The sequence below is a fragment of the Terribacillus saccharophilus genome (genome assembly GCF_002272745.1).
Classification (GTDB): Bacteria; Bacillota; Bacilli; order Bacillales; family Amphibacillaceae; genus Terribacillus; species Terribacillus saccharophilus_B.
The window spans coordinates 1-21576 of record NZ_NPBD01000006.1; the positions used below are offsets into that span (position 1 = coordinate 1).

Annotated in this window: 20 protein-coding genes; 4 read left to right on the forward strand and 16 right to left on the reverse strand. The window is 44.2% G+C overall.

From position 1 onward, the window contains the following. Both CHH58_RS07000 and dnaE read right to left on the reverse strand, forming a co-directional pair. Nucleotides 1-451, reverse strand: a 451-nt coding sequence (locus CHH58_RS07000) for an NAD(P)-dependent malic enzyme (protein WP_430980830.1), incomplete at its 3' end; no start/stop codon positions are given. 97 nt (nt 452-548) lie between these two features. After that, nucleotides 549-3821 carry a DNA polymerase III subunit alpha gene (dnaE, locus tag CHH58_RS07005; RefSeq protein ID WP_095262248.1) on the reverse strand — a complete coding sequence of 1091 codons (3273 nt, stop codon included), beginning with the start codon at nt 3819-3821 and terminating at the stop codon, nt 549-551. 126 nt (nt 3822-3947) lie between these two features. Between dnaE and CHH58_RS07010 the strand changes: the two genes are divergently transcribed. Next, complete coding sequence (locus CHH58_RS07010) at nt 3948-4280, forward strand: YtrH family sporulation protein (protein ID WP_038562204.1); 333 nt, start codon at nt 3948-3950, stop codon at nt 4278-4280. After that, on the forward strand, nt 4280-4783 hold the full coding sequence (gene ytrI / locus CHH58_RS07015) for a sporulation membrane protein YtrI (RefSeq protein ID WP_095226603.1): 504 nt from the start codon (nt 4280-4282) through the stop codon (nt 4781-4783). The genes CHH58_RS07010 and ytrI overlap by 1 nt, the downstream gene beginning before the upstream one ends. Here ytrI and CHH58_RS07020 read toward each other — a convergent pair. The 3 genes from CHH58_RS07020 to CHH58_RS07030 form a co-directional block, all read right to left on the reverse strand. Then, nucleotides 4780-5721 (reverse strand): DHH family phosphoesterase, encoded by a 942-nt coding sequence (locus tag CHH58_RS07020; RefSeq protein WP_095262249.1) that lies wholly within the window; start codon nt 5719-5721, stop codon nt 4780-4782. The two genes, ytrI and CHH58_RS07020, sit on opposite strands and share 4 nt — an antisense overlap. Nucleotides 5722-5744: 23 nt before the next feature. Further along, on the reverse strand, nt 5745-7061 hold the full coding sequence (locus tag CHH58_RS07025; RefSeq protein ID WP_095226601.1) for a DRTGG domain-containing protein: 1317 nt from the start codon (nt 7059-7061) through the stop codon (nt 5745-5747). A gap of 180 nt (nt 7062-7241) precedes the next feature. Then, a complete protein-coding gene (locus CHH58_RS07030) occupies nt 7242-7919 on the reverse strand; it encodes a metal-dependent hydrolase (RefSeq protein ID WP_095233743.1) in 678 nt (225 codons plus the stop codon). A gap of 102 nt (nt 7920-8021) precedes the next feature. On the opposite strand from CHH58_RS07030, the gene CHH58_RS07035 reads away from it, so the two are divergent. Further along, nucleotides 8022-9119 (forward strand): M24 family metallopeptidase, encoded by a 1098-nt coding sequence (locus CHH58_RS07035; RefSeq protein ID WP_095262250.1) that lies wholly within the window; start codon nt 8022-8024, stop codon nt 9117-9119. A 45-nt stretch (nt 9120-9164) separates the two neighbouring features. Here the strand turns inward: CHH58_RS07035 and ald are convergent, their stop codons facing one another. The 4 genes from ald to CHH58_RS07055 all read right to left on the reverse strand — a co-directional run bounded on the left by ald (nt 9165) and on the right by CHH58_RS07055 (nt 14185). Beyond that, nucleotides 9165-10283 carry an alanine dehydrogenase gene (ald, locus tag CHH58_RS07040; protein ID WP_095233745.1) on the reverse strand — a complete coding sequence of 373 codons (1119 nt, stop codon included), beginning with the start codon at nt 10281-10283 and terminating at the stop codon, nt 9165-9167. A 123-nt stretch (nt 10284-10406) separates the two neighbouring features. Continuing rightward, on the reverse strand, nt 10407-11606 hold the full coding sequence (locus CHH58_RS07045; RefSeq protein WP_095220628.1) for an acetate kinase: 1200 nt from the start codon (nt 11604-11606) through the stop codon (nt 10407-10409). A 105-nt stretch (nt 11607-11711) separates the two neighbouring features. Then, the gene (locus CHH58_RS07050) at nt 11712-12707 is read right to left on the reverse strand and encodes a class I SAM-dependent methyltransferase (RefSeq protein ID WP_095262251.1); all 996 of its coding nucleotides are present in this window, start codon (nt 12705-12707) and stop codon (nt 11712-11714) included. Nucleotides 12708-12820: 113 nt separating this feature from the next. Next, on the reverse strand, nt 12821-14185 hold the full coding sequence (locus CHH58_RS07055; protein ID WP_095262252.1) for a 2-hydroxycarboxylate transporter family protein: 1365 nt from the start codon (nt 14183-14185) through the stop codon (nt 12821-12823). 241 nt (nt 14186-14426) lie between these two features. Here CHH58_RS07055 and CHH58_RS07060 point away from each other — a divergent pair, with 241 nt between their 5' ends. Next, nucleotides 14427-15401, forward strand: coding sequence for an NAD(P)-dependent alcohol dehydrogenase (locus tag CHH58_RS07060; protein WP_095226595.1), 975 nt, complete (start codon nt 14427-14429; stop codon nt 15399-15401). Nucleotides 15402-15431: 30 nt separating this feature from the next. Here CHH58_RS07060 and CHH58_RS07065 read toward each other — a convergent pair whose 3' ends face one another. The 7 genes from CHH58_RS07065 to CHH58_RS07095 form a co-directional block, all read right to left on the reverse strand. Further along, nucleotides 15432-16139 carry a response regulator gene (locus CHH58_RS07065; RefSeq protein ID WP_038562230.1) on the reverse strand — a complete coding sequence of 236 codons (708 nt, stop codon included), beginning with the start codon at nt 16137-16139 and terminating at the stop codon, nt 15432-15434. After that, nucleotides 16132-17730: a DcuS/MalK family sensor histidine kinase gene (gene dcuS, locus CHH58_RS07070; protein WP_095234745.1), complete on the reverse strand. Its 1599-nt coding sequence runs from the start codon at nt 17728-17730 to the stop codon at nt 16132-16134. The genes CHH58_RS07065 and dcuS overlap by 8 nt, the downstream gene beginning before the upstream one ends. Nucleotides 17731-17840: 110 nt before the next feature. Continuing rightward, nucleotides 17841-18278: a GerW family sporulation protein gene (gene ytfJ / locus CHH58_RS07075; protein WP_095226593.1), complete on the reverse strand. Its 438-nt coding sequence runs from the start codon at nt 18276-18278 to the stop codon at nt 17841-17843. Nucleotides 18279-18288: 10 nt separating this feature from the next. Beyond that, nucleotides 18289-18825, reverse strand: coding sequence for a DUF2953 domain-containing protein (locus tag CHH58_RS07080; protein WP_095262253.1), 537 nt, complete (start codon nt 18823-18825; stop codon nt 18289-18291). A gap of 98 nt (nt 18826-18923) precedes the next feature. Then, a complete protein-coding gene (locus tag CHH58_RS07085; RefSeq protein WP_095217236.1) occupies nt 18924-19118 on the reverse strand; it encodes an alpha/beta-type small acid-soluble spore protein in 195 nt (64 codons plus the stop codon). 75 nt (nt 19119-19193) lie between these two features. Further along, nucleotides 19194-20393, reverse strand: coding sequence for a tRNA uracil 4-sulfurtransferase ThiI (gene thiI, locus CHH58_RS07090; protein WP_095262254.1), 1200 nt, complete (start codon nt 20391-20393; stop codon nt 19194-19196). Between the two features lie 4 nt (nt 20394-20397). Then, a complete protein-coding gene (locus CHH58_RS07095) occupies nt 20398-21537 on the reverse strand; it encodes a cysteine desulfurase family protein (RefSeq protein ID WP_095262255.1) in 1140 nt (379 codons plus the stop codon). Between the last annotated feature and the right edge of the window lie 39 nt (nt 21538-21576).

Genomic DNA, 21576 nt, shown 5'->3' on the forward strand with positions numbered 1-21576 from the left:
CTTCTTTCAAACGCTCTTCAATTTCGAAGCAGCGAGGAGCAGAGATATCCTCCAAGTTCACACCGCCGAATGTTGGTGCCATTAACTTAACAGTGCGAACGATTTCGTCCACATCGTTCGTATCAAGCACGATTGGGAAGCTGTCAACGCCCGCGAAGCTCTGGAAAAGCACAGATTTACCTTCCATTACCGGAAGAGACGCTTCCGGACCGATGTTTCCAAGGCCAAGTACGGCAGAGCCGTCACTGACAACCGCAACCATGTTGCCTTTCATCGTGTATTCGTAGACGTCATCCTTGTTTTGGTGAATTTCTTTACAAGGCTCAGCTACACCAGGTGAATAAGCAAGACTCAAATCTGTTGCATTACGGACAGGGATCTTCGACTTCATCGTCAGTTTCCCTTTATTTTCACGGTGTATTTTCAGTGCATCTTCTCTTAAGTTGGACATATTTTATCATCCTTTGTGTATTTTATAACATGACGGTCGGTACAGACGACTATACATTATAGGCATATGTCACCATGGTGTAAAGAAAGTTGAATCGTCACTGCCCCGACACGGCAACGTTTTCTTTCCCAAAATGTTTTCTTAAGATACCCAGACTTTTCTGGCTTAGCTCAAGGTAATACGAACTGGACAGCTGATAGCTTTTCCGCGTCTCCTTGTGTACAACAATGACAGGTACATTTCCAGGATACTGTGCAGCACATTCGCGGACAATGTCGAGAACTTCTTCTTCAGCGATAGTATCATATCGGATGAATAACCGTTCTTTACTTGGCTCGAGCTTATCTTCCTGGAAGAGTTGTGCCTCTTGCAGAATAAGTTGTCTTTCACCGTTTCTTTCCTCGATCTTACCAACAAGGTCGAGCAGTGTCTCCTCTTCCAGAAATCGACCGATTTGCCGATGTAAATCTGGAAATACGACGGCTTCGACTTCACCAGTCTCATCCCCGATTGTCAGGAATGCCATAGGCTGGCCTTTTTTCGTCCGGATCGTCCGCTGCTGTAGTACAACAGCAACCAAGCGCACCTGCTTCTTAGGCGGCAGTGCCTCGAGCTGCTGAACTGCAATATAACCACTGCTGCGGAGATCACCCCGATAGCTTGCGAGCGGATGACTGGAAATATACAATCCAAGCACTTCTTTTTCGTACTTCAAGATAGCCATCGATGAAAAAGGCTCCTGCTTCTCATATGTAGCTTCGAATTCGACTTCTCCCAGCAGCGATGGCTGATCGTACAATTCCCTGAACAATTCCGCCTGCTCCATTGCTTTATCTATCGTAGCCAATACTGCGGCTCGGTTATTATGGATATTATCGAAAGCCCCGGCTAAAATGAGCTGCTCCAATGCAGATTTACTGATGGACACTCGAACACAGAAATCGAAAAGATGCTTGAATGGTCCATCCTTCCGCGCATCAATAATCTGCCTGACCACTTGGGCACCAATCCCTTTGATTGCCAGCAACCCTATTCTTATATTCCTGTTTTCTACTGTATACTTGCCGAAACTTTTATTGATGGAAGGAGCCAGGATTTCAATCCCGCTGTCAGCTGCTTCGCGGATATATTGCCGGATTTTATCTGGCTGATTCGCAACTCCGCTCATTAATTCAGCAAAAAAATTTGCAGGAAAATGCGCTTTTAAGTATGCAAGCTGATACGCTAGGTAGCTGTATGCGACTGCATGACTGCGGTTGAATCCGTAGTTAGCAAATTTCACGATCCAGGAAAATACTTCCTTGGCAGTTTCGGTGCTGTACCCATTTTCTATACAGCCAGTTAAGAAGCGGCTCTCTTCTTTCTCTAGTACGCTAGCATCTTTTTTACTAACTGCTCGGCGCAGTAAATCTGCTTCCCCTAGCTTGTAGCCAGCCATAGAAGCTGCTATCTGCATGATTTGTTCTTGGTAGACAAGTACACCATATGTCTTCTCCAGAATCGGCGCCAGCTTAGCATGCGGATAGCTGACAGTTTCTTCTCCGTGTTTACGACGGACAAAGACAGGAATATAATTCATTGGACCTGGTCGATACAACGCATTGACAGCGACAATATCTTCAAATGATGATGGCTTCAGCTGCCGCAGTACTTGCTTCATACCGCTTGATTCAAATTGGAACACACCGTTCGTACGTCCTTCCCGGAATAAACGGAAAGTAGCTTCGTCATCCAGCGGAACAGATTCTATATCCGGTTGTTTCTGCAAACTGTTCAAAACATGATCCATCAAGGTCAGGTTGCGTAATCCTAGAAAATCCATTTTCAACAGACCCAGCTGTTCCAGTTCCTTCATGGCAAACTGAGTCAACGCTACCTCATCGTGCCCCGAAGCGAGCGGAACGGTTTTCACGAGCGGATCAGCACTAATGACGATACCAGCTGCATGCGTTGATGCATGACGCGGCAATCCCTCCAGCTTGACGCCAATTCGGAATAAGCGCTTCAGCTGTTCTGATTCCTTGACATAGGCAGTGAGTTCCTCGGAAGCCTTTAAGCCTGCAGATAAAGATGCTGCGTTATTCGGAATCATCTTAAGAAGATAGGCAGCATCGGATTGCGGTATTTCCATCGTCTTGACCAGCTCTCGCAAAAGGGAGCGGGCAGCAAAGGTACCAAACGTAATGATTTGCGCTACATGATCTGCACCATATTTATTTCGTACATATCGGATGACCTCATCCCTGCGGTAGTCAGAGAAGTCAATATCTATATCTGGCATCGAGATCCGTTCCGGATTAAGGAAACGTTCAAATAAAAGACCATAAGCCAACGGATCCACCGCTGTAATGCCCAGCACATAGGCAACGAGTGAACCAGCAGCCGAACCCCGGCCAGGACCGACACGGATTCCATGTTCCTTTGCATAACGCACGAAATCCCAAACAATGAGAAAATAATCACTAAAGCCCATTTCCTTGATTACATTTAGCTCATATGTCAGCCTTTCTTGTGCATCCTTTCTATCTCCATACAGCTCCTGAAGCCGTTCACTGCATATTTGACTCAAATATGTATCAGCTTGTTCTTCTTGAGGAACTTGATATGCAGGTAAATGTCGACCGCCAAGCTGCAGCTGAATTGTACAGCGCTCTGCAATGGAACCAGCCTCAGCCAATGCTTCCCGCCACAATACACTATCCGAAAGACCTTCCATTTCTGCTCCTGTACGCAAATGATGCGTCGACTGCGCATCGTACACCAGCGGCTCCCAGGTAGCTCCTTCTTCTATTGCAAGCAGACAATGATATGCATCGATATCATCTTCCTGCACATAACGCACATCTCCTGTTGCCGCAAATCGGAGATTGTACTGCTGCTGCCAATTGGCCAAGGTCTGATCATCCAGATAACGCACTTCTTCCGGACTGATACCAGCATACAGCCGATCACCAAATATGGATCTCCATGGATCGATTTGAAGCTGAATCAATGTGTGCGTCGGAATTATTGCAATGACTCCATTCGCATATGCATCCAATGATGAAATCGGCAAATAATTTGTTTCATTCGTTTGCAGATATGTACTTAATTCTGCTAGCTGCTGATAACCAGTATCATTTTCCGCAAGCATAAGAACTTTCGTCATTTGCCCTTCCGCCTCGATTGGGACATGGATTCCGATAATCGGTTTTATGCCTGCCTCTAAACAAGCCTGATAAAACGGCACAACACCATACATTACCACGTCATCCGTCAGCGCCAAGGCTTCAAAACCTGCTTCCTTGGCTTTCTTCACTAATTGAGGAATTTTAATTGTACTCTGATAGAAGCTATAGCTGCTTCTGATTTGCAGATGCGAGAACTCCATACATCATTACCGCCCTTTTTTACACTCTCTCCATTATATACGAAATGTCGCAGACAATGAAATGACTAACATAACTTGTCCCCTGCTGCCATAGGGTAGAAAAAGACTATGTAAAGGAGTTTCAGCATGGAAGAACGAGTTATCATTTCAATGATGCATTGTTATTTCATCGCACTCGGCGTTATGATCGGGGGCTGTTTCATCGGCAGTATCGGTGCTTTTGCTACAGGCGAACCGCCACTGACCGCCATCAAGCGTATCTCCAGCGGTATTCGGATTTGGGCCATCATTGCTGCAATCGGCGGAACTTTCGATGCTATCACTAATTTTGAGAAAGGCATCTATCAAGGAGCGACCTTTGATGTTATTAAACAAATTCTTATCATCATCGCTGCGATGGGAGGAGTAAAAACTGCACTCTTGATCATCGGCTGGTTCATCCAGGAGGATGTCTCCTGATGCATATACCGCCGATTTATAAGCAGACTGGCTGGCAGCGATTTTTGGTTGGATTTTTCCTTGGCGGCATTATTTCCTATTTTGTTTATCTGTTCATGTATGGAACGCTATTTGAGGAATGGGTGAAAGAAAAAGTAGAAATGGAAGGTACTATACACGACTTGGAACGGGATATCGAGGTATTGAAGGACAACAATGAAGAAATGAATGAATTGCAGCAGGAAGGTCTTCTTATTGATGAAATCACAATAGCTATCGAAAATGATGACAGCCTGGAGCTCGATAAATTAATTGAGCACGAACTGAAGGAAGCGATTAAGGAGGAAGCGCGCCATATGATTGGCCGTAGTGTCAATGGAGCTGTACAAAGTACTCCATTATTGCTCGGCGCGATTGAAAATAAAGTCTATGAGCTGGATGGGTTTCGTTATAAAGTCACTGTCAAGCAGCTGATCATTTCCGAAATCCTCTACTTGACAGTAATAGTGGAGACAGACACTTAATTTAATTCAAACTCACGGCAGATATCTTGTAATTCCTGTTCGAGCTTGGTAGCTTCATCCCAGCTGTACACCGTAGCACCAGAAGCAAACGCATGGCCGCCGCCATTGTATTTCCCGGCTAGACCATTGATTACAGGACCTTTCGAACGGATTCGCACTCGAATCTGTTCTTCCTCTTCGACGAAAAAGAGCCATGCTTTGACACCTTCAATACTGGCAATTGTCCCGACAAGCTGACTTGTCTCCAAAGAAGTCACTCCGTAGGATGCAAGAATATCCTTCGTAATCCGGATCGCGCAAACACCGGTCTCGTCCAGCTTGAGTTGCTGCAGTATATATCCCTGAAGTCTGGCGACATCAAGCCTTGACGCATATAATTTTTCATAAAGCACTGTCCGATCGAATGAATACTTTATCAATTCACCTGCAAAGTGGAATGTTTTCTCACTTGTTGAGGGGAAAAGAAAACGTCCCGTGTCACCGACAATACCAGCATATAACAACATGGCGCCCCGAGTCGTCAGCTGTAACTCTGGATGCGCTGCATACAATTCGTAAATCATTTCACTTGTAGAACTGGCTGTTGGAACAACCCACTGTATGTCGCCATATCGATCAACTTCCGGATGATGGTCGATTTTAATAATTTCTTTGGCCAACTTATACCGCTGGTCAGATATACGCGGCTGATTAGCAGCATCACAAATTATGACAAGCGCCTGTTCAAATACGCTGTCAGCTATCGTATCCATCTCTGCCAGGAATGTTAGCAACGGATCAGCATCACCTACAACCCACACCTGCTTATCCGGGAATGACGCTTTTATAATTTCACTCAGTCCGACCTGTGAGCCATACGCATCCGGATCAGGCCGGACATGGCGCTGAATGATAATTGTTTCATATACTTTGATTCTTTCCAGGATTTTATCGTGCATCGTATCCCCCTCTATGTTGTGCCTCAGCGATCCAATAGCTGTGCCATAAGCAACGCTTTTGCAACTAATGTTTTCTTGTTACTATACACTTCCACGTCCATTTTCGCCAGCTTCCGCCCAACCTCCAGAATACGCGGCTTGATCAGGATTGTGCTGTCCAGCTGAATGGGACGCAGGAAATAGACGGATATGTTATCGACTACCATATCCCCCTTCTTCATTTTCCGAACGAAACGACGGCTTGCTTCCGTGACAAACGTTGTCAGAACTCCGGTAGAGAGACTGCCAAGCTGATTCGTCATCTGCGGTGTCACTTTCCCTTGAAAAACGACGTCCGGCGTCTCATCTTCCAGCAAATCGATCTCTCTTGTTACCAGATCTTCGATTGTTTCGCCAATTTGTGGCTGCAGCTGGATTTGTTGAAGCGCTTTTAAAACATCCTGTCTGGAAATCAATCCCTGCAATTTATGCTGCTGATCGACAACTGGAATAATCTCAATACCTTCCCAAACCATCATATGAGCAGCATATGCAAGGGTTGTATGCTTTTGAACGGTAAGCGGATTCTTCGTCATCGCTTTCACAACAGACAGCTGTCTGTCTTTGTTGATGATATCCTTCGAGGTGACCATTCCAGTTACCTTCTGTGCCGCATTAGTTACTGGATAACGTGTATGAGTAGTTTCCGCATTGAACATATACCATTTTTCGAGCGTATCTGTTTCCTGCAGATGGTATGTTTGCTGCAATGATGTATAAATATCCTCTACGACGATTATCTCTTTCTTGATCATCTGATCGTAGATCGCCCGGTTGATCAGTTCTGCTACCGTAAACGTATCATAACTCGTGGAAATGACCGGAAGCTCCTTTTCATCTGCCAGCCGCTTGATACGGTCATCCGTGTCGAAACCACCAGTGATGAGCACGGCAGCCCCTTCCTTGATTGCCAGTTCATGCGCTTCAATACGGTTACCGACGATGAGCAAAGCATCCTTTTGGGTATAGCGCATCATAGCATCAAGTTCCATCGCGCCGATAACAAATTTATTAAGCGTCTTATGCAAGCCGTCACGGCCTCCAAGTACTTGACCATCCACAATACCGATGATTTCTGCGAAAGATAAGCGATCAAAATTATCCTTAATCTTCGTTTCGATCCTCACAGTCCCAACACGCTCAATCGTGCTGACTAGACCTTTATTCTCCGCCTCCTTGATGGCACGATATGCAGTTCCTTCACTTACATTCAATTCCTTGGCGATAGCACGTACGGATATCTTCCCGCCAACCGGAAGGTTCTCAATATATTTAATGATCTGATCATGTTTAGTCGACATTCCTTCACCATGCCCTCATCTGTACTAGTCTTTATTTATCTATTGTTATTGTACAGTTTTTAGGCAGAGGTTTCAATTTCAGAAGAAAAATTGCTGCATAGCCCTAAATATCAATCTATAAAATCAATTCATTTACTATAACAGATAAAAACAGCACCCTGTGACAGGATGCTGTTTTCTTTAGATTGTAATAGATTGGCCGGGTTCCAGGTGGACACCTTGACCAGGTTTCACTTTTTCTGCAAATGCTGCGCCATCCTGTTCAATCAACGGGAATGTGTTGTAATGAATTGGAATGATCTGTTTAGCTTTTACCCACTCAGCAGCAATCAGCGCATCTTCCGGTCCCATCGTGAAATTATCTCCGATTGGAAGAAGAGCAACGTCGATAGAGTTCGTATCTCCAATAAGTTTCATATCTGAGAATAATCCTGTATCGCCCGCGTGATAGATCGTCTTGCCTTCTGCTGTGAACAAAATTCCTGTCGGCATTCCCATGTAGTGGGTGCCGTCTTCATCCGTTATAGCACTGCTGTGAAACGCCTGCGTCAGCTTTACACGACCAAATTCGAATTCATGCGCACCGCCGATACCCATTGGATGTGTGTTCAATCCTTTGCTCTCCAAGTAGACTGCCAATTCGTTCGGTGCGACAACAAGCGCACCAGTGCGTTTAGCTATTGAAATAGTATCTCCGACATGGTCATTGTGGCCGTGTGTCAGTAGAATCACATCTGGTTGCACATCGTCTGCATTCAAATCACAAGTACCATTTCCAGTGATGAACGGGTCGATTAATATCGTATGCTTTTCTGTCACAATTTGCACAACAGCTTGTCCGTGGAATGAGATTTTCAAGTTTACAACCCCTTTTCATTTTTTCGCATTTAGTTTACCACAGTTGTATTTGGAAGAAACGCAATACGTTTTTTGCTATACTGGGGGAAAGGAGGTTTTATCATGCAACACAGAATCGATACATTATTACAACAGCTAAAAGGTGACCAAGCAGACAGCGTGTTCATCACCTCCATGGAGAACGTGTATTATGTGAGCAATTATTATACAGATCCGCATGAGCGACTCGTAGCTGTTTTTGCAGATCAAAAAGATGCTCCACTGCTTATCTTGCCGGCAATGGAAAAAGAAGACGCCCTACAAGCCGGCTGGAAGGAAGAAATGCTTACATACCACGACCATGAAGATGTCTGGCAGCTTTTCAAGGATTACCTAAAAGAACGAGGTCGTATTCCTGCTTCTATGGGAATTGAAAAGGACCATATGTCGGTACTGCGTTTAGAGATGCTGCAGCATATTCTGCCAGATACGGCATTCACGAATGCAACGGAACTACTGCAGAAACAACGAAACATCAAAGACAAAAAAGAATACACTTTGTTGAAACAAGCAGCAGTACTTGCTGATTATGGTGTCAAAAAAGGCATTGAGGCAATTGCAGCTGGAAAAAGTGAATTACAAATTACAGCGGAGTTAGAATATGCACTGAAGCAAGAAGGTGTACAGAGCATGTCCTTTGCGACAACCGTTTTGTCCGGACCGAAGACCGCTTCTCCGCACGGAACTCCAGACGGTAAACAGATCGCAGCAGGAGATCTTGTCTTATTTGATTTGGGAGTCATCTTTGAAGGCTACTGCTCAGATATTACCCGGACTGTTGCTTATAAGCATGTAACAGCTGACCAGCAGCATATTCATGATACAGTGCGAATCGCCCTCGAGAAAGCAACAGCAGCATCACAAGTAGGTACTGCTATTTCTGAAATCGACAGAGCGGCCCGCGGCCATATCGAACAAGCTGGCTTTGGCGAGTATTTCACACACCGTGTCGGCCACGGTTTGGGAATTGGCGTACATGAATTCCCGTCATTGTCCAGCAACAATACACAAGCATTACAGGAAGGCATGTGCTACACAATTGAGCCCGGTATTTATTTGCCTGGTGTCGGCGGCGTACGCATTGAGGATGATATTTTCCTTACAAAGAATGGCCCTGACGTTCTTACTGCTTATCCACGCGATCTACAAATTATCGGTTAAAATAAAACGAGCATCTGCTTCTGGCAGATGCTCGTTTTATTTTTATTATCTCTGCAGCAGATTGTCAGCTGCTTCAAACGTCAAATCATGGGCTTCCGCTACTGCTTGATAAGTTACAAACCCATCCAATGTGTTTATTCCCTTTGCCAAGGATGGATTGTTCAGACAAGCTTGCTGATACCCTTTATTCGCTAGCTGCAGTGCATAAGGAACAGTCACATTTGTCAGCCCGATTGTTGAAGTACGCGGAACTGCCCCCGGCATATTGGCAACTGCATAATGCAGTACATCATGCTTTGTATACGTCGGGTTATCATGTGTAGTAATTTTATCTGATGTTGCAAAAATACCACCCTGGTCAATTGCGACATCAACGACGACAGATCCAGGCTTCATACTTGCGATCATCTCCTCTGTTACCAGCTTGGGCGCTTTGGCCCCAGGTATGAGAACAGCTCCAATAACCAAATCGGATTCTTTTACAGCTTCCGCTATGTTAAGCGGGTTGGAGACAACCGTATTGATCGAGCTGCCGAACAAATCATCTAGCTCTCGCAGACGCTGCGGACTCAAGTCGACTATCGTTACGTCAGCACCAAGACCAACCGCAATCTTCGCTGCATTCGTTCCAACAACACCGCCGCCGATAATCGTGACTTTGCCACGCTTCACACCTGGTATACCTGACATCAAGATACCACTGCCGCCATAGGGTTTTTCCAGGAATTGTGCACCTATTTGGGATGCCATGCGGCCTGCAACTTCACTCATCGGCGTAAGAAGTGGAAGGGATCGATCTTCCAGCTGGACTGTCTCATAAGCGATACCAACAACCTTCTTCTCAATCAAGGCATTCGTCAAAGAACCTTCCGCCGCAAGGTGCAGATATGTGAAAAGAATGAGACCTTCATAGAAATAATTGTATTCTTCCGGAAGCGGCTCCTTGACTTTCATAACCATTTCTTTACTCCAGGCATCCGCTGCGGTCGGTACTATAACTGCACCAGCTTGTTCATATTGTTCATCTGTAAAGCCCGAGCCAAAGCCAGCTCCTGTCTCGATAAACACATCATGCCCTGCTTCATGCAAGAGCGTCACGCCAGACGGGGCCATAGCAACACGGTTTTCGTTATTCTTTATTTCCTTAGGTACACCAATCTTCATTCTGCTTGCCTCCATTTCGTATGTAACAAGACTTGCTTTCGTCCCAAGTATACCATTGTTTCCACCCTTGAAAACGTAAAAAAAGCCAGTCCCATTAGGTTCGGGACTAGCTTTTCTGCTAAATTATTTCGTTACAGTTTCAGCAAGACGAACAGTGTCTCTTGCAATCATAACTTCTTCGTTTGTTGGGATAACAATAACCTTCACTGGAGAGTGTGGGTAAGTCAGGAATTGTTCTTTACCGCGTACATTATTCAAGGATGGATCATAATAGACACCCATGAATTCAAGTCCTTTAAGGACACGCTCACGGACAGTCGTACTATTTTCACCAACACCAGCAGTGAAGATGATTGCATCTACTCCGCTCATGCGCGCAGCGTAGGATCCAAGGTATTTGTGGATTCTTTCTGCAAAGACATCAAGTGCAAGCTCAGCACGCTCATCGCCTGCTTCTGATTTGCTTTCGATGTCACGCAAGTCACTGGAAAAACCAGATAGCGCTAGCATTCCGCTTTCTTTGTTCAATACATGCAGAACTTCATCAGCAGTCTTGCCTGTTTTACGCATGATGAATGGAATAAGTGCAGGGTCGATGTTACCAGAACGAGTACCCATTGTTACACCAGCAAGTGGAGTGAAGCCCATGGATGTATCAACTGATTTTCCGCCTTCGATAGCAGCAATACTTGCCCCGTTACCTAGGTGGCAGGAGATCAAGCGAAGCTGTTCAACTGGACGGTCCATCAATTCAGCAGCACGCTGGGAAACGTACTTATGGCTTGTTCCGTGGAAACCATATTTACGGATGCCGTATTTTTCATAATAATCATATGGAAGACTGTATAGATAAGACTCAGGCGGCATTGTTTGATGGAAAGCTGTATCGAAAACAGCAACAGCCGGAATGTTCGGCAGAATTTCCTTGAATGCACGGATTCCTGTCAGGTTTGCTGGGTTGTGTAATGGTGCTAGCTCAGATACTTCTGCAATCTCTTCCATCACTTGGTCTGTGATAAGAACAGAGTCACTGAATTTCTCTCCGCCGTGTACAACACGGTGACCAACGCCGTCAATTTCATCTAAAGAAGAAATGACGCCTGTGGAAGTCAGCTTTTCAAGCAACATTTTTACTGCTTCTTCATGGTTTTCAATATCTTTAGTTGTTTCATCTTTTTCACCATTGAATTTGATAGTGAAGATGGAATCATTTAGTCCGATACGTTCTACGAGACCCACTGCCTTTACATCTTCCTCAGGCATGTGGATTAGCTGGAATTTTAATGAAGAACTACCAGCGTTGATTGCTAAAATATTACTCAACATGTTCAGCCCCTTGTAAACTTTTACGTACTTCCCTATTTTACCTGTCTCGACAAGCTCATTGCAAGATATGTCGAGGACTTGTTTTAGTTTTCATTAATTTTTTTAGTTTTTTAAACCAGATAACTCATTATCGAACCAATCATTGATCTGTTTCAGAACATTTGCCATCGCATTTGGATTCTTAAAGGAAGGAAGCTGTACGAGTAACGCTTGCTTCGGCGCTGTAGTTAGCGTCCCCTTTTTCTGCAGAATCAAAACACTTTTCGCCTGAGATTCATTTTTAAACATGCTCTCCGGCAATTGAAGTAATCCTAAGATATGCGCATGCTGCTGCAGGAATGTATGCAGCGAGCGAGCTTGATCGCTTTCAAACAGGAAGTTTGGCACGACAAATAGCAGGTAACCGCCTTCTTTTGTATAATGAAGACTTTGTTCAATGAACAGATGATGAGAATAAGAATGACCCTCTTCTGCATTAAGTTCGAATTGTGCTGCTTGGATATCATCAGGATAATAACCGACTGGCAAATCACTTACGACAAGATCTACCGGCTCCAAAAGGAACGGGCGCAGGCTGTCTTGATGGAAAAATTCAATTTGTCTTTCCTGCATATTGGCATTCATGACAGCAAGCTGAATTAAAGTCGGATCCACATCACTGCCATAAGCATGCCCTTCCCGCTCAACTTGATTCAAAACTGCTGTAAGCAAATTCCCTGTACCAACAGCTGGGTCGAAAATACGAAAATCTTCATTTTTCCCAATAAGCTTATTTGTTAAGTATCCAATAAGCATTGCAACGGTGTCAGGCGTCAGCATGTGCTGCTGCTGCGTAGCACCTTTCATACCTTTCAGGATAGACAACTGGATACCTTTTCGAATCTCCTCTTTTTGGTAGCTCTGATCGTCGAACACAGCCGCATGCTTCTCCAGCTGTTGTTTTAATAATGGCTGTTCTGTTATTTCTGTATCGCGATCCAATATATATTCCATTGCTGCACCAAGTGCATCAAGATAAGGTATGTTTTCACGTGTTTCCAATGCCTCAGCCATCTGGTCAAGTGCTTGGTAAACCTTTTCTACATTCTGTTGTTCCACGTATCATTTCCTCCATTTCACTGCATCTGCCTTATTGTATCAAAAGCGGCGGACAGAAGCGAGAACAGGCTCTGATGCAAGCAAAAAGCCCAGCCGAAGCTGAGCTTTTCTCTTTATCCGAAGAAATGCATCAATGCTGTTGCACCGATAACAGTAGCAGCACCACCAAGACGAGTGGAGATCTGCGCGAAAGGCATCAACGCCATACGGCCGGAAGCAGAAAGGATTGCAACGTCCCCTGTACCGCCAAGACCGCTGTGACAAGCAGTAACGATACAAGCTTCAACAGGATACATATTCATCAATTTACCTACAAAGTAACCAGTAGCAGCCATTGCGATTACAACAGACGCACAAGTTACTGCAAAGCCGATTGTGAATACACTTGCTACATCCTCAAGCGGGATGAAAACAATACCCAAACCGACCATTAAAGGCCATGTGAACGCAGTGGAAACGAATTTGTACAGCTGCTGCGCACCAGTTTGAAGTTTAGCAGGCAGCAAGTTACCAGACTTGATGATTGTTGCAGCGATGATCATGATGATTGCGCCGGACAATGTAAAGCCAGCCACAACGTGGATCCAATGCTCGACAACTCGTCCAAGAACGAACAAACTCATTGCAACAAGGAGACCTGCTCCCATCAAACTGAAATCAATTGCTTTAGTTGAGCTTTCTTTTGCAGCTTCCAATACTTTATCGCCCTTGTTAGAGCGAACTAGTTTATCATGTCCTGCAAGCTCTGGACGTTTTTCACCAAGTTTTTTCATTAGTCCAGCGATGATGATGGCACAAACGTTACCGATGATAGCAGCTGGAACCAATTGAGAGATATAAGTTGAAGCATCTCCGCCAAGAACACCTGCATAACCTGCAGACAATGGAAGAATACCTTCACCGATACCGCCAGCGATAATTGGAACAACAATATAGAAGAAAGTATGGTGCATACTGTAGCCAAACAGCATACCAACTAAAGTACCAACTGTTACCGCAGCAATCGTACCAGTTACCAATGGGATGAACATACGGATGAAGCCTTGGATAAGGACTGTCCGGTTCATACCAAGAATACTACCTACAACCAAACACGCGATGTAGAAGTAAAGGAAGTTGGATCCATCTGACGTCATCAGCTGATCGACTGCTTCCAAAGTTGATGAACTCAAAGTGTCAAAGAACACAAGCATGGACGGAACGAACAAGGATAGAATTGCTGGTCCCCCGATGCTGTTGAAGTAAGGTATGCGCTGTCCGATATCCCCTAGCAGCACACCTAGTACCATGATGACTGCGAAGCCGCCGATCATGTCAGTAGGTAATTGGTTGGTGTATGCAGCAATAAGAACAATGATTGCTAATACGATATACACCGGAAGCGGCATAACACCGACTTTCCATTCCATAATTTTGTTAAAGCCTGATGGCTTTTGGTTGTTGGATTGTTGATCGCTTGTATGCGATTTCATTTCCATAAGTAATGCACCCCCTAAGTAGATACGACTATTCTAATTTAACCAAAATTAACTGTGTTATTTTTTAACTAAACTAAATAAAATATAACTTTTATAATTAAAAAACGGCGTCTAGTTTTTCTTAGAATGTCTTGTAAATCAATAGTGTATTCATACCTTTTTTGTCCAGGGTTTCTAGCATGTAAGCAATATTACCGGAATACAATAGCGTCATAAACAGTCAGAAAGGAGTGTGCTGATTATGAAGGCAATAACGACACGGAGTTATGGTTCCCCTTCAATACTTAAAGCAGAAGAAGTCCCTGATCCTGTGCCAAAAGACGATGAACTGCTTATTAAAGTACATGCCGTCTCACTTAACCAAGCTAATTTAGTCCTGCTGAAGGGCAAACCCTTTCTCGCTCGTTTTGCTTACGGGGTATTCAAACCAAAGCATATAATACCAGGAAGCGATATTTCAGGTGTCGTGAAAGCTGCTGGAAAACAAGTAAAACGCTTCAAACCAGGCGATGAAGTATATGCTGATTTGTCCAATTACGGATTCGGCTCTTTGGCTGAATATGTTGCTGTTCCAGAAAAGGCACTTGCCTTGAAACCGGCCAACCTTTCACATCTTCAAGCCGCAGCTGTTCCACTAGCTTCTTTAACATCATTACAAGCATTACGTGACGCAGTTCGTGTACAGCCTGGACAACGTATCATGATTTATGGATCATCAGGAGGTGTCGGAACTTTCGCTGTCCAAATTGCCAAAGCTTTCGGAGCGACCGTTACCGCTGTTTGCAGTAAGAAACATATGGAGAATATGAAGTTATTAGGTGCTGATTATGTATTAGATTATCAAAACTCCAATTTAACCAAGTATTATGGCTCCTTTGACGCAATTCTTGCCATTAACGGTTATCAGCGTCTTGCTACCTACAAGAAATTACTGACTAAGAATGGCGTGTATGTGATGGTCGGCGGATCTTCTTCTCAAATGTTCGAGGCGATGCTGCTTGGTCCTATCTTGACGTTGGGAAGCGGCAAAAAGCTTGGCAACATCTTAAAAAAACATAATACTGATGACTTGGTAGAGCTGACAAATTTAATAGAAGCAGATAAAATCCGTCCTTTAGTAGATCGAGTATATCCATTCCAAGAGTTTAAAGAGGCCTTCACCTACCTCGATCAGCACCACGCCTACGGCAAGGTCATCATCACAATTCCAAATTAAAAAAGAAGCCTATAAAAGGCTTCTTTTTTGTCAGATATATTGGCTGATATGATGGGAAGTATTTGCGTTAACGCGATATTTGAAAACCGGACGCCCAATGCTGCCATAATGCATTTCCACTTCAAGCAGCTGCACATCTTCCAGGAATTTCAGATATTTTCGTACAGATACTTGCGACATTTCGGTTTCCTTCGCAATATCCTCTGTTGTGAAGAAATTGTAACGGAAAGTAAGAATACTGTTCCATACAACCTTTAGAGTACTTCTTGTAAGACCTTTTGGCAGCTGCATCATTTGCTCCTGCTCAGGAAGCTGCAGAAGCTGGCTGTCTAATTCCTGCTGCGTCATCTCTTCTTTATTGCTGAAGATAAGCTGACGCTTCCGATAGCCGCTTAAAGCGTTCTGGAATCGGTCGAATTCGAAAGGTTTAATCAAGTAATCGACAGCTCCGTATTGGAGTGCTTCCCGAATCATCGGTTTCTCACTTGCCGCAGAAATGATGATAGCGTCCACTTTCTGGTCGCGTTTACGAATTTCTTTAAGCAACTCTATTCCGTTCTTACCTTTCATATATACATCCAAAAGTAGAAGGTCGACTTCATTTTGTTGAATGAATTCAAGGGCTTCCTTATAATTCTGAGCAGCTCCGACAGCTGCAAATCCACTCATTTGTTTAACATATCGTTTATTCAATTCGCTAACCATCGGATCGTCTTCCACAATCAGTACTTTAATCATTTGTTACATCCTCCTGTATATCATACGGCAGCTGGACGCTGAAGGTAGTTCCTTCACCTGGCTCACTTGTAAGGACAAGATAGCCGCCCAGCTTGTGCACATAGTCTTCCACTTGATAAAGGCCAAAGCCACGGTCGTTTCCTTTTGTGGAATAACCTTGCGTGAAAATTTTCTCCTGCTGCTCTTTACTGATCCCTTTTCCAGTGTCCGTCAGCTCTAAGAAGAGCTGTCTATCGTTGTACTTCATGGATAGCTGGACACGCTTTTCTGGCTGCTGATCAACAGCATCCACTGCATTGTTCATTAAATTACCTAAAATAGTAATTAGCATCTGATTCATTTTTTCAGATGTATTAGGTATCGTATCTCTGCAATCCACTTCCAGCTGAACTCCATTTTCCGCCATATAGCTTTTCTTCCCAAGCAGAAAACCGGCAAGGATTGGATTCTTAAGATGGTGAATCATAGCAATCGTAGCAGATCTCTCTTTACCGGCAACATTTTTCACATAGCGTTCCAGCTGATCGTAATCCTCCAATTCCAACAGACCAAGAATCACATGCAGCTTGTTCATGAAATCATGTGTTTGCGCCCTAAGAGCGTCCGCGTACAGCATTGTATCTGTCAGCTTTTCGTTCAGATGGTTATATTCAGTTCGGTCAAGGAATGTTGCAATTGCCCCTTCGGTTTTTCCTTTGATCTGAATCGGGATTTCATTCATGACGAGCGTCAATCCATTATGCTCCACTTGACGGCCAATCAACGGTTTATTCCATGCTATAACTTGATGAAGTTTGGTAACTGGGAGCACATCATCGACATGACGGTTCTTCAGCTCTCCCTTGATCCCCATCTCTTCCAGCAATCTTTTTCCTTCTGTGTTGACCATCTGAATCTTCCCATTCGTGTCAACAGCTAACATCCCGTCTTTGATTGATTCCAGCATTGCAATTCGCTCACTCAAAAGTGCAGCAATTTCATCCGGTTCCATCCCGTGCATGATCTGTTTTATTTTACGTGCCAGCAGGACAGCTCCAATTAAACCAATTACTAAACTAAGTACTGTAGCCAAATATAATGGTAACCGATTGTTTCGAATGATTTCATTCAACTCATTCATCGTTATTCCGACCGCAACAACTCCGACTTGATCTCCTTGTTCATTATAGACCGGGGCAAATGCCCGCAAACTTAATCCCAGTGTCCCCTTTGCCTTGGATACAAATTCTTTCCCTTGTATCGCTGGAGTTTCATCTCCGCCGGCAAAACGTTTTCCGATCTCAGCTGGATCCGGGTGGCTCAGCCGAACGCTATCCATGTTCATTACCACAACGAAATCTGCATCCGTAATCCCCATTGCCTGGGTAGTAAACTTCTGCAGTGTAGCGGAATCCTGCTCATCTGTCGCCTGCTTGACTACCGGGTCAACAGCTATCAGCTTGGCAGTTTGCAGCACACGGTCCCGCTCTTGGGATTTGATATTATTACTCGTCTCAATCCCAATCATGACGAATGTCGTCGTCACAGCCAAGATTACGACAATGAATACCAGTGCAGTCATCTGCGTCCGCAGATTTATCTTCTGTTTCAAGTATAACCTTCTCTCTTTGCGCTTTCCCGTTTCAAGCTCAGTATCTTTAAATTATAGCGGAATAATGTCGGATTATAAACTAAAAAAACCACCAACAGGCGGCCTTTTAGTCAATATATCGTCTCATCATCAAATCCTTGTGATTTTTGCTGCTTTTTCTGCTTCGGATTTTGTTTGAGTATTTCTTGGATTTTTTCTACTGCTGCTGGTGCTGCTTCAATAAGCTTTTCATACAAATGTGTCTGTTCATCCAGATGAATCATTTTGACACCTTTATGGCCTACAATGAGAAAGGCTATCGGGGTGATGGACACGCCGCCACCGCTTCCCCCTCCAAAAGGCAGCTCTTTCTGATCACTCTTACCTTGGGAAGCTGCGTCAAACTCGCTGCCTCCAGCAGCAAATCCGAAACCAACCCGGGACACCGTCAAAATGATGCTCCCATCAGGTGTTTCCACCGGATCGCCAACTATCGTATTAACATCAATCATTTCCTTTAGGTTTTCCATTGCAGTCTTCATTAAGCCTTGAATTGGATGATCTGCCATACTGCTCCTCCTATCTTCCTCTGGCATTGGATATAATAGCCTGCATAGCTTTCCCGGTACGAATAGACACTATGCATTGAAAGCTAGTATCAAAGAAGGAAGTTTGAAAAATCGGCTGTACCTGAATGTCAAAGGGCTGTCTGATCTGGAAATTCGACCGGATTATTTGATTGGCTATTCCTTTTATAGTCCACACCAAACCAACCATCGTGCCCGCCAATGCTGCATCGGACATTCCAATCGTTGTATGCCAGCGTAATTGCTGCAGCTCTGCACTTTTTGTAATCTGAAGCAGATAGGGGAAGGAGCTCCAAATCCTCTGGAGATCAGTAAAGAGATTGGATAGCTGCTGTTTTATATTATCGGCAGACGTGTGTTCAATAGATGATTGCTGTTTGAATTGCCGCTTATGCACGCAGATGCCGAAAACCAGAATCCGGATATTCCACTGTTTTTTATCGTAACAAATATGTACCGTCACTTTAGCAACAAGTGCCACTGCAATTAACAGCAGTACTCCAACCACAAAACTAATGATTATCCACATATTCTCCAGCCCCCTTCAGCAATAGGATAAGCATTTCATTTTGTTTTTACACAGAAAAGGAGCAGCGTATGCTGCCCCTTTATGCCATACTTATGAAATTATCTGCTTAATTGCTCTTGTGCTGTGCGTACAAGACGTTTTGTGATTTCTCCTCCAACAGATCCGTTGGCACGAGAAGTTTCGTTTCCGCCAAGCTGTACACCGAATTCTTGTGCGATCTCATATTTCATTTGATCTAGAGCTTGTTGCGCTTGAGGTACTACTAGCTGGTTGCTTGAGTTGTTGTTAGCCATTTTGTGTCACCTCCTTGTACAAGTAGGATGCGCCGACAAGGAGGTAAACATACAGATTATTTAGATGGGAAGTTCTTACAATAAGTCAGCAAATGGCGCATTGTTTTCATCTGGCAATGCAGTGATAATTTCTGTACCTTCGATAGCTCGTTCGAATTCAGCCGAGAAGTCGATTGTACCTTCATACAAGTGGACCTTTTCACGGCGAGGCTTTGTTTTAGGTGCTTCCGGTACAAAGACTGTACAGCAGTCATCATATGGACGCGTTGAAATCTCATACGTGTCAATTTGTTTTGCAATATCGATGATGTCAGACTTGTCCATCGTAATCAACGGGCGCAAAACTGGATAGTTCGTCACTTCGTTAATTGCAAACATACTCTCCATCGTCTGACTTGCAACCTGACCAAGGCTTTCTCCGGAAGTAAGTGACATGATGCCGTGTTTTTCTGCAATTCGTTCACTGATACGCAGCATCATCCGACGCATGACCGTCATGCTATAGCCGAAAGGTATCTCTTGATGCACCTTCACCTGTAAATCAGTGAATGGAACAACATGAATTTTCACTTTAGCACCGAATTTCGATAATGTTTGTGCCAAATCAATCACTTTCTGTTTTGCACGTTCATTCGTATAAGGAGGAGAATGGAAATGGATTGCTTCTATCTCCACTCCACGCTTCATTGCCAGGTACCCTGCTACAGGACTGTCAATACCGCCTGAAAGCATCAATAATGTCTTACCTGAGCTGCCTGCAGGCAAGCCGCCCGGTCCCTTGATTTTTTGGCCTGTAACATATGTCGCTCGTTCACGTATCTCTACCATGATATCGACACCTGGTTTTCTTACATCAACAGGATAGCCTTCACTGTTCTGAAGAACATAAGCGCCAATGCGCTGGTTCATCTCCTGTGAGTCAATCGGGAATTGTTTGTTTGTTCGGCGGCATGATATTTTGAAAGATGTTCCAGCTGGATTATCTAGTAAAAGCTTCAATGCAGCCTGTTTAATTGCCAGCTCTTCATTTTCAGTTCGAATAGCCAGACTGAAGCTATGGATACCGAAAATGTTCCGACACGCTTCTACAATCGGTTCATGTTTCTCTCCGTGAAGATGAATATACATCCGGTCACGTGTACGCTCTATTTTCGCTTTCGGGTAAGGTCTGATTTGGTCTTTCACATTATTTTCCAGTTGTTTGGTAAAATGCTTCCGATTCTTTCCTTTCAGTGCCATTTCTCCATAACGTATCAATATATGATCATACTGCATATGCTTACCTCATCACTTTCTTTAAATGTGTTAATGTCTTTTCCAGAATCTGCAGGAAGTAGTCGACTTCTTGCTGTGTATTATCATAAGAAAAACTCACTCGGATAGCGGATTCTGCCTGTGTATCCGGCACCCCGCAAGCAAGCAGAACGGCACTTGCATCACTGTTTTTGGAAGAGCAAGCTGATTTGGTCGATACATAAATATCTTTTTCTCCAAGAGCATGCACCAACACCTCAGGCTTCAATCCTGGTACGGAAAAGTTCACGATATGCGGAGCACCCGCAGGCGGAGAATGAAGTACCACATCATCCATTTTCCCAAGGCCTGCCCAAAGTCTCTCTCTCAGTTCAAAAAGCTTAGCAGGATGAACCTGAAGCTCTTCCATTGCCAAACGCAACGCTTTGACCATAGCTGTTATTCCAGGTACATTTTCTGTTCCGGAACGAAGCGCCTGTTCCTGTCCTCCACCGGACAGCTGTGGGACTATACGCGTATCAGCAGCTTTATACAGAATACCGCTGCCTTTCATCCCATGAAATTTATGAGCTGAAAGCGTACAAAGATGAATATTACTCTTCTTGATATCGAGTGCCACTTTCCCGGCTCCTTGGACATGGTCGACATGAAACGTAATATGAGGAAATTCGGTCAGCATCTGACCAATCGTCTTAATTGGTTGGATGGTACCAAGTTCATTATTCACATGCATCACACTTACAAGAATGGTTTGATCTGTTATGGCTGCTTTTATCTTTTCAGCCGTCACATAGCCGTACTTATCCACATCAACATATGTCACCATAAAGCCCTGGTTCTCTAATTCCGCACAAGTCTCCAAGACAGAAGGATGTTCTACGGTCGTCGTGATAATATGATTCCCTAAACGTTTTTTCTGTAATGCCGTTCCTTTTATTGCTAGATTATTTCCTTCTGTTCCGCCGGATGTGAAAAGAATCTCATTTTCCCCGACATGTAAAAGCTGTGCCGCCTGTTTCCGGCATGCAGTCAACAGCTGTTCTGCACTGCCGCCCAATCGATGCAAAGAAGAAGGATTAGCAAAATACGTTTGTGCTGCCTCCGTGTAACTGGTAAGCACATCTGGGTGCGGCTTCGTTGTTGCACTATTATCAAAGTAAATCATGTATCCGTCCCCCACTGTTCAAACTGTCTTTTACTAAAA

Bases quoted from the DNA above. Each gene is read 5' to 3' on its own strand.
- dnaE (WP_095262248.1), bottom strand. From the start codon at position 3,821: ATGGAGTTCTCGCATCTGCAAATCAGAAGCAGCTATAGCTTCTATCAG.
- CHH58_RS07010 (WP_038562204.1), top strand. From the start codon at position 3,948: ATGGAAGAACGAGTTATCATTTCAATGATGCATTGTTATTTCATCGCA.
- ytrI (WP_095226603.1), top strand. From the start codon at position 4,280: ATGCATATACCGCCGATTTATAAGCAGACTGGCTGGCAGCGATTTTTG.
- CHH58_RS07020 (WP_095262249.1), bottom strand. From the start codon at position 5,721: ATGCACGATAAAATCCTGGAAAGAATCAAAGTATATGAAACAATTATC.
- CHH58_RS07025 (WP_095226601.1), bottom strand. From the start codon at position 7,061: ATGTCGACTAAACATGATCAGATCATTAAATATATTGAGAACCTTCCG.
- CHH58_RS07035 (WP_095262250.1), top strand. From the start codon at position 8,022: ATGCAACACAGAATCGATACATTATTACAACAGCTAAAAGGTGACCAA.
- ald (WP_095233745.1), bottom strand. From the start codon at position 10,283: ATGAAGATTGGTGTACCTAAGGAAATAAAGAATAACGAAAACCGTGTT.
- CHH58_RS07055 (WP_095262252.1), bottom strand. From the start codon at position 14,185: ATGGAAATGAAATCGCATACAAGCGATCAACAATCCAACAACCAAAAG.
- CHH58_RS07060 (WP_095226595.1), top strand. From the start codon at position 14,427: ATGAAGGCAATAACGACACGGAGTTATGGTTCCCCTTCAATACTTAAA.
- CHH58_RS07065 (WP_038562230.1), bottom strand. From the start codon at position 16,139: ATGATTAAAGTACTGATTGTGGAAGACGATCCGATGGTTAGCGAATTG.
- ytfJ (WP_095226593.1), bottom strand. From the start codon at position 18,278: ATGGCAGATCATCCAATTCAAGGCTTAATGAAGACTGCAATGGAAAAC.
- CHH58_RS07080 (WP_095262253.1), bottom strand. From the start codon at position 18,825: ATGTGGATAATCATTAGTTTTGTGGTTGGAGTACTGCTGTTAATTGCA.
- CHH58_RS07085 (WP_095217236.1), bottom strand. From the start codon at position 19,118: ATGGCTAACAACAACTCAAGCAACCAGCTAGTAGTACCTCAAGCGCAA.
- thiI (WP_095262254.1), bottom strand. From the start codon at position 20,393: ATGCAGTATGATCATATATTGATACGTTATGGAGAAATGGCACTGAAA.
- CHH58_RS07095 (WP_095262255.1), bottom strand. From the start codon at position 21,537: ATGATTTACTTTGATAATAGTGCAACAACGAAGCCGCACCCAGATGTG.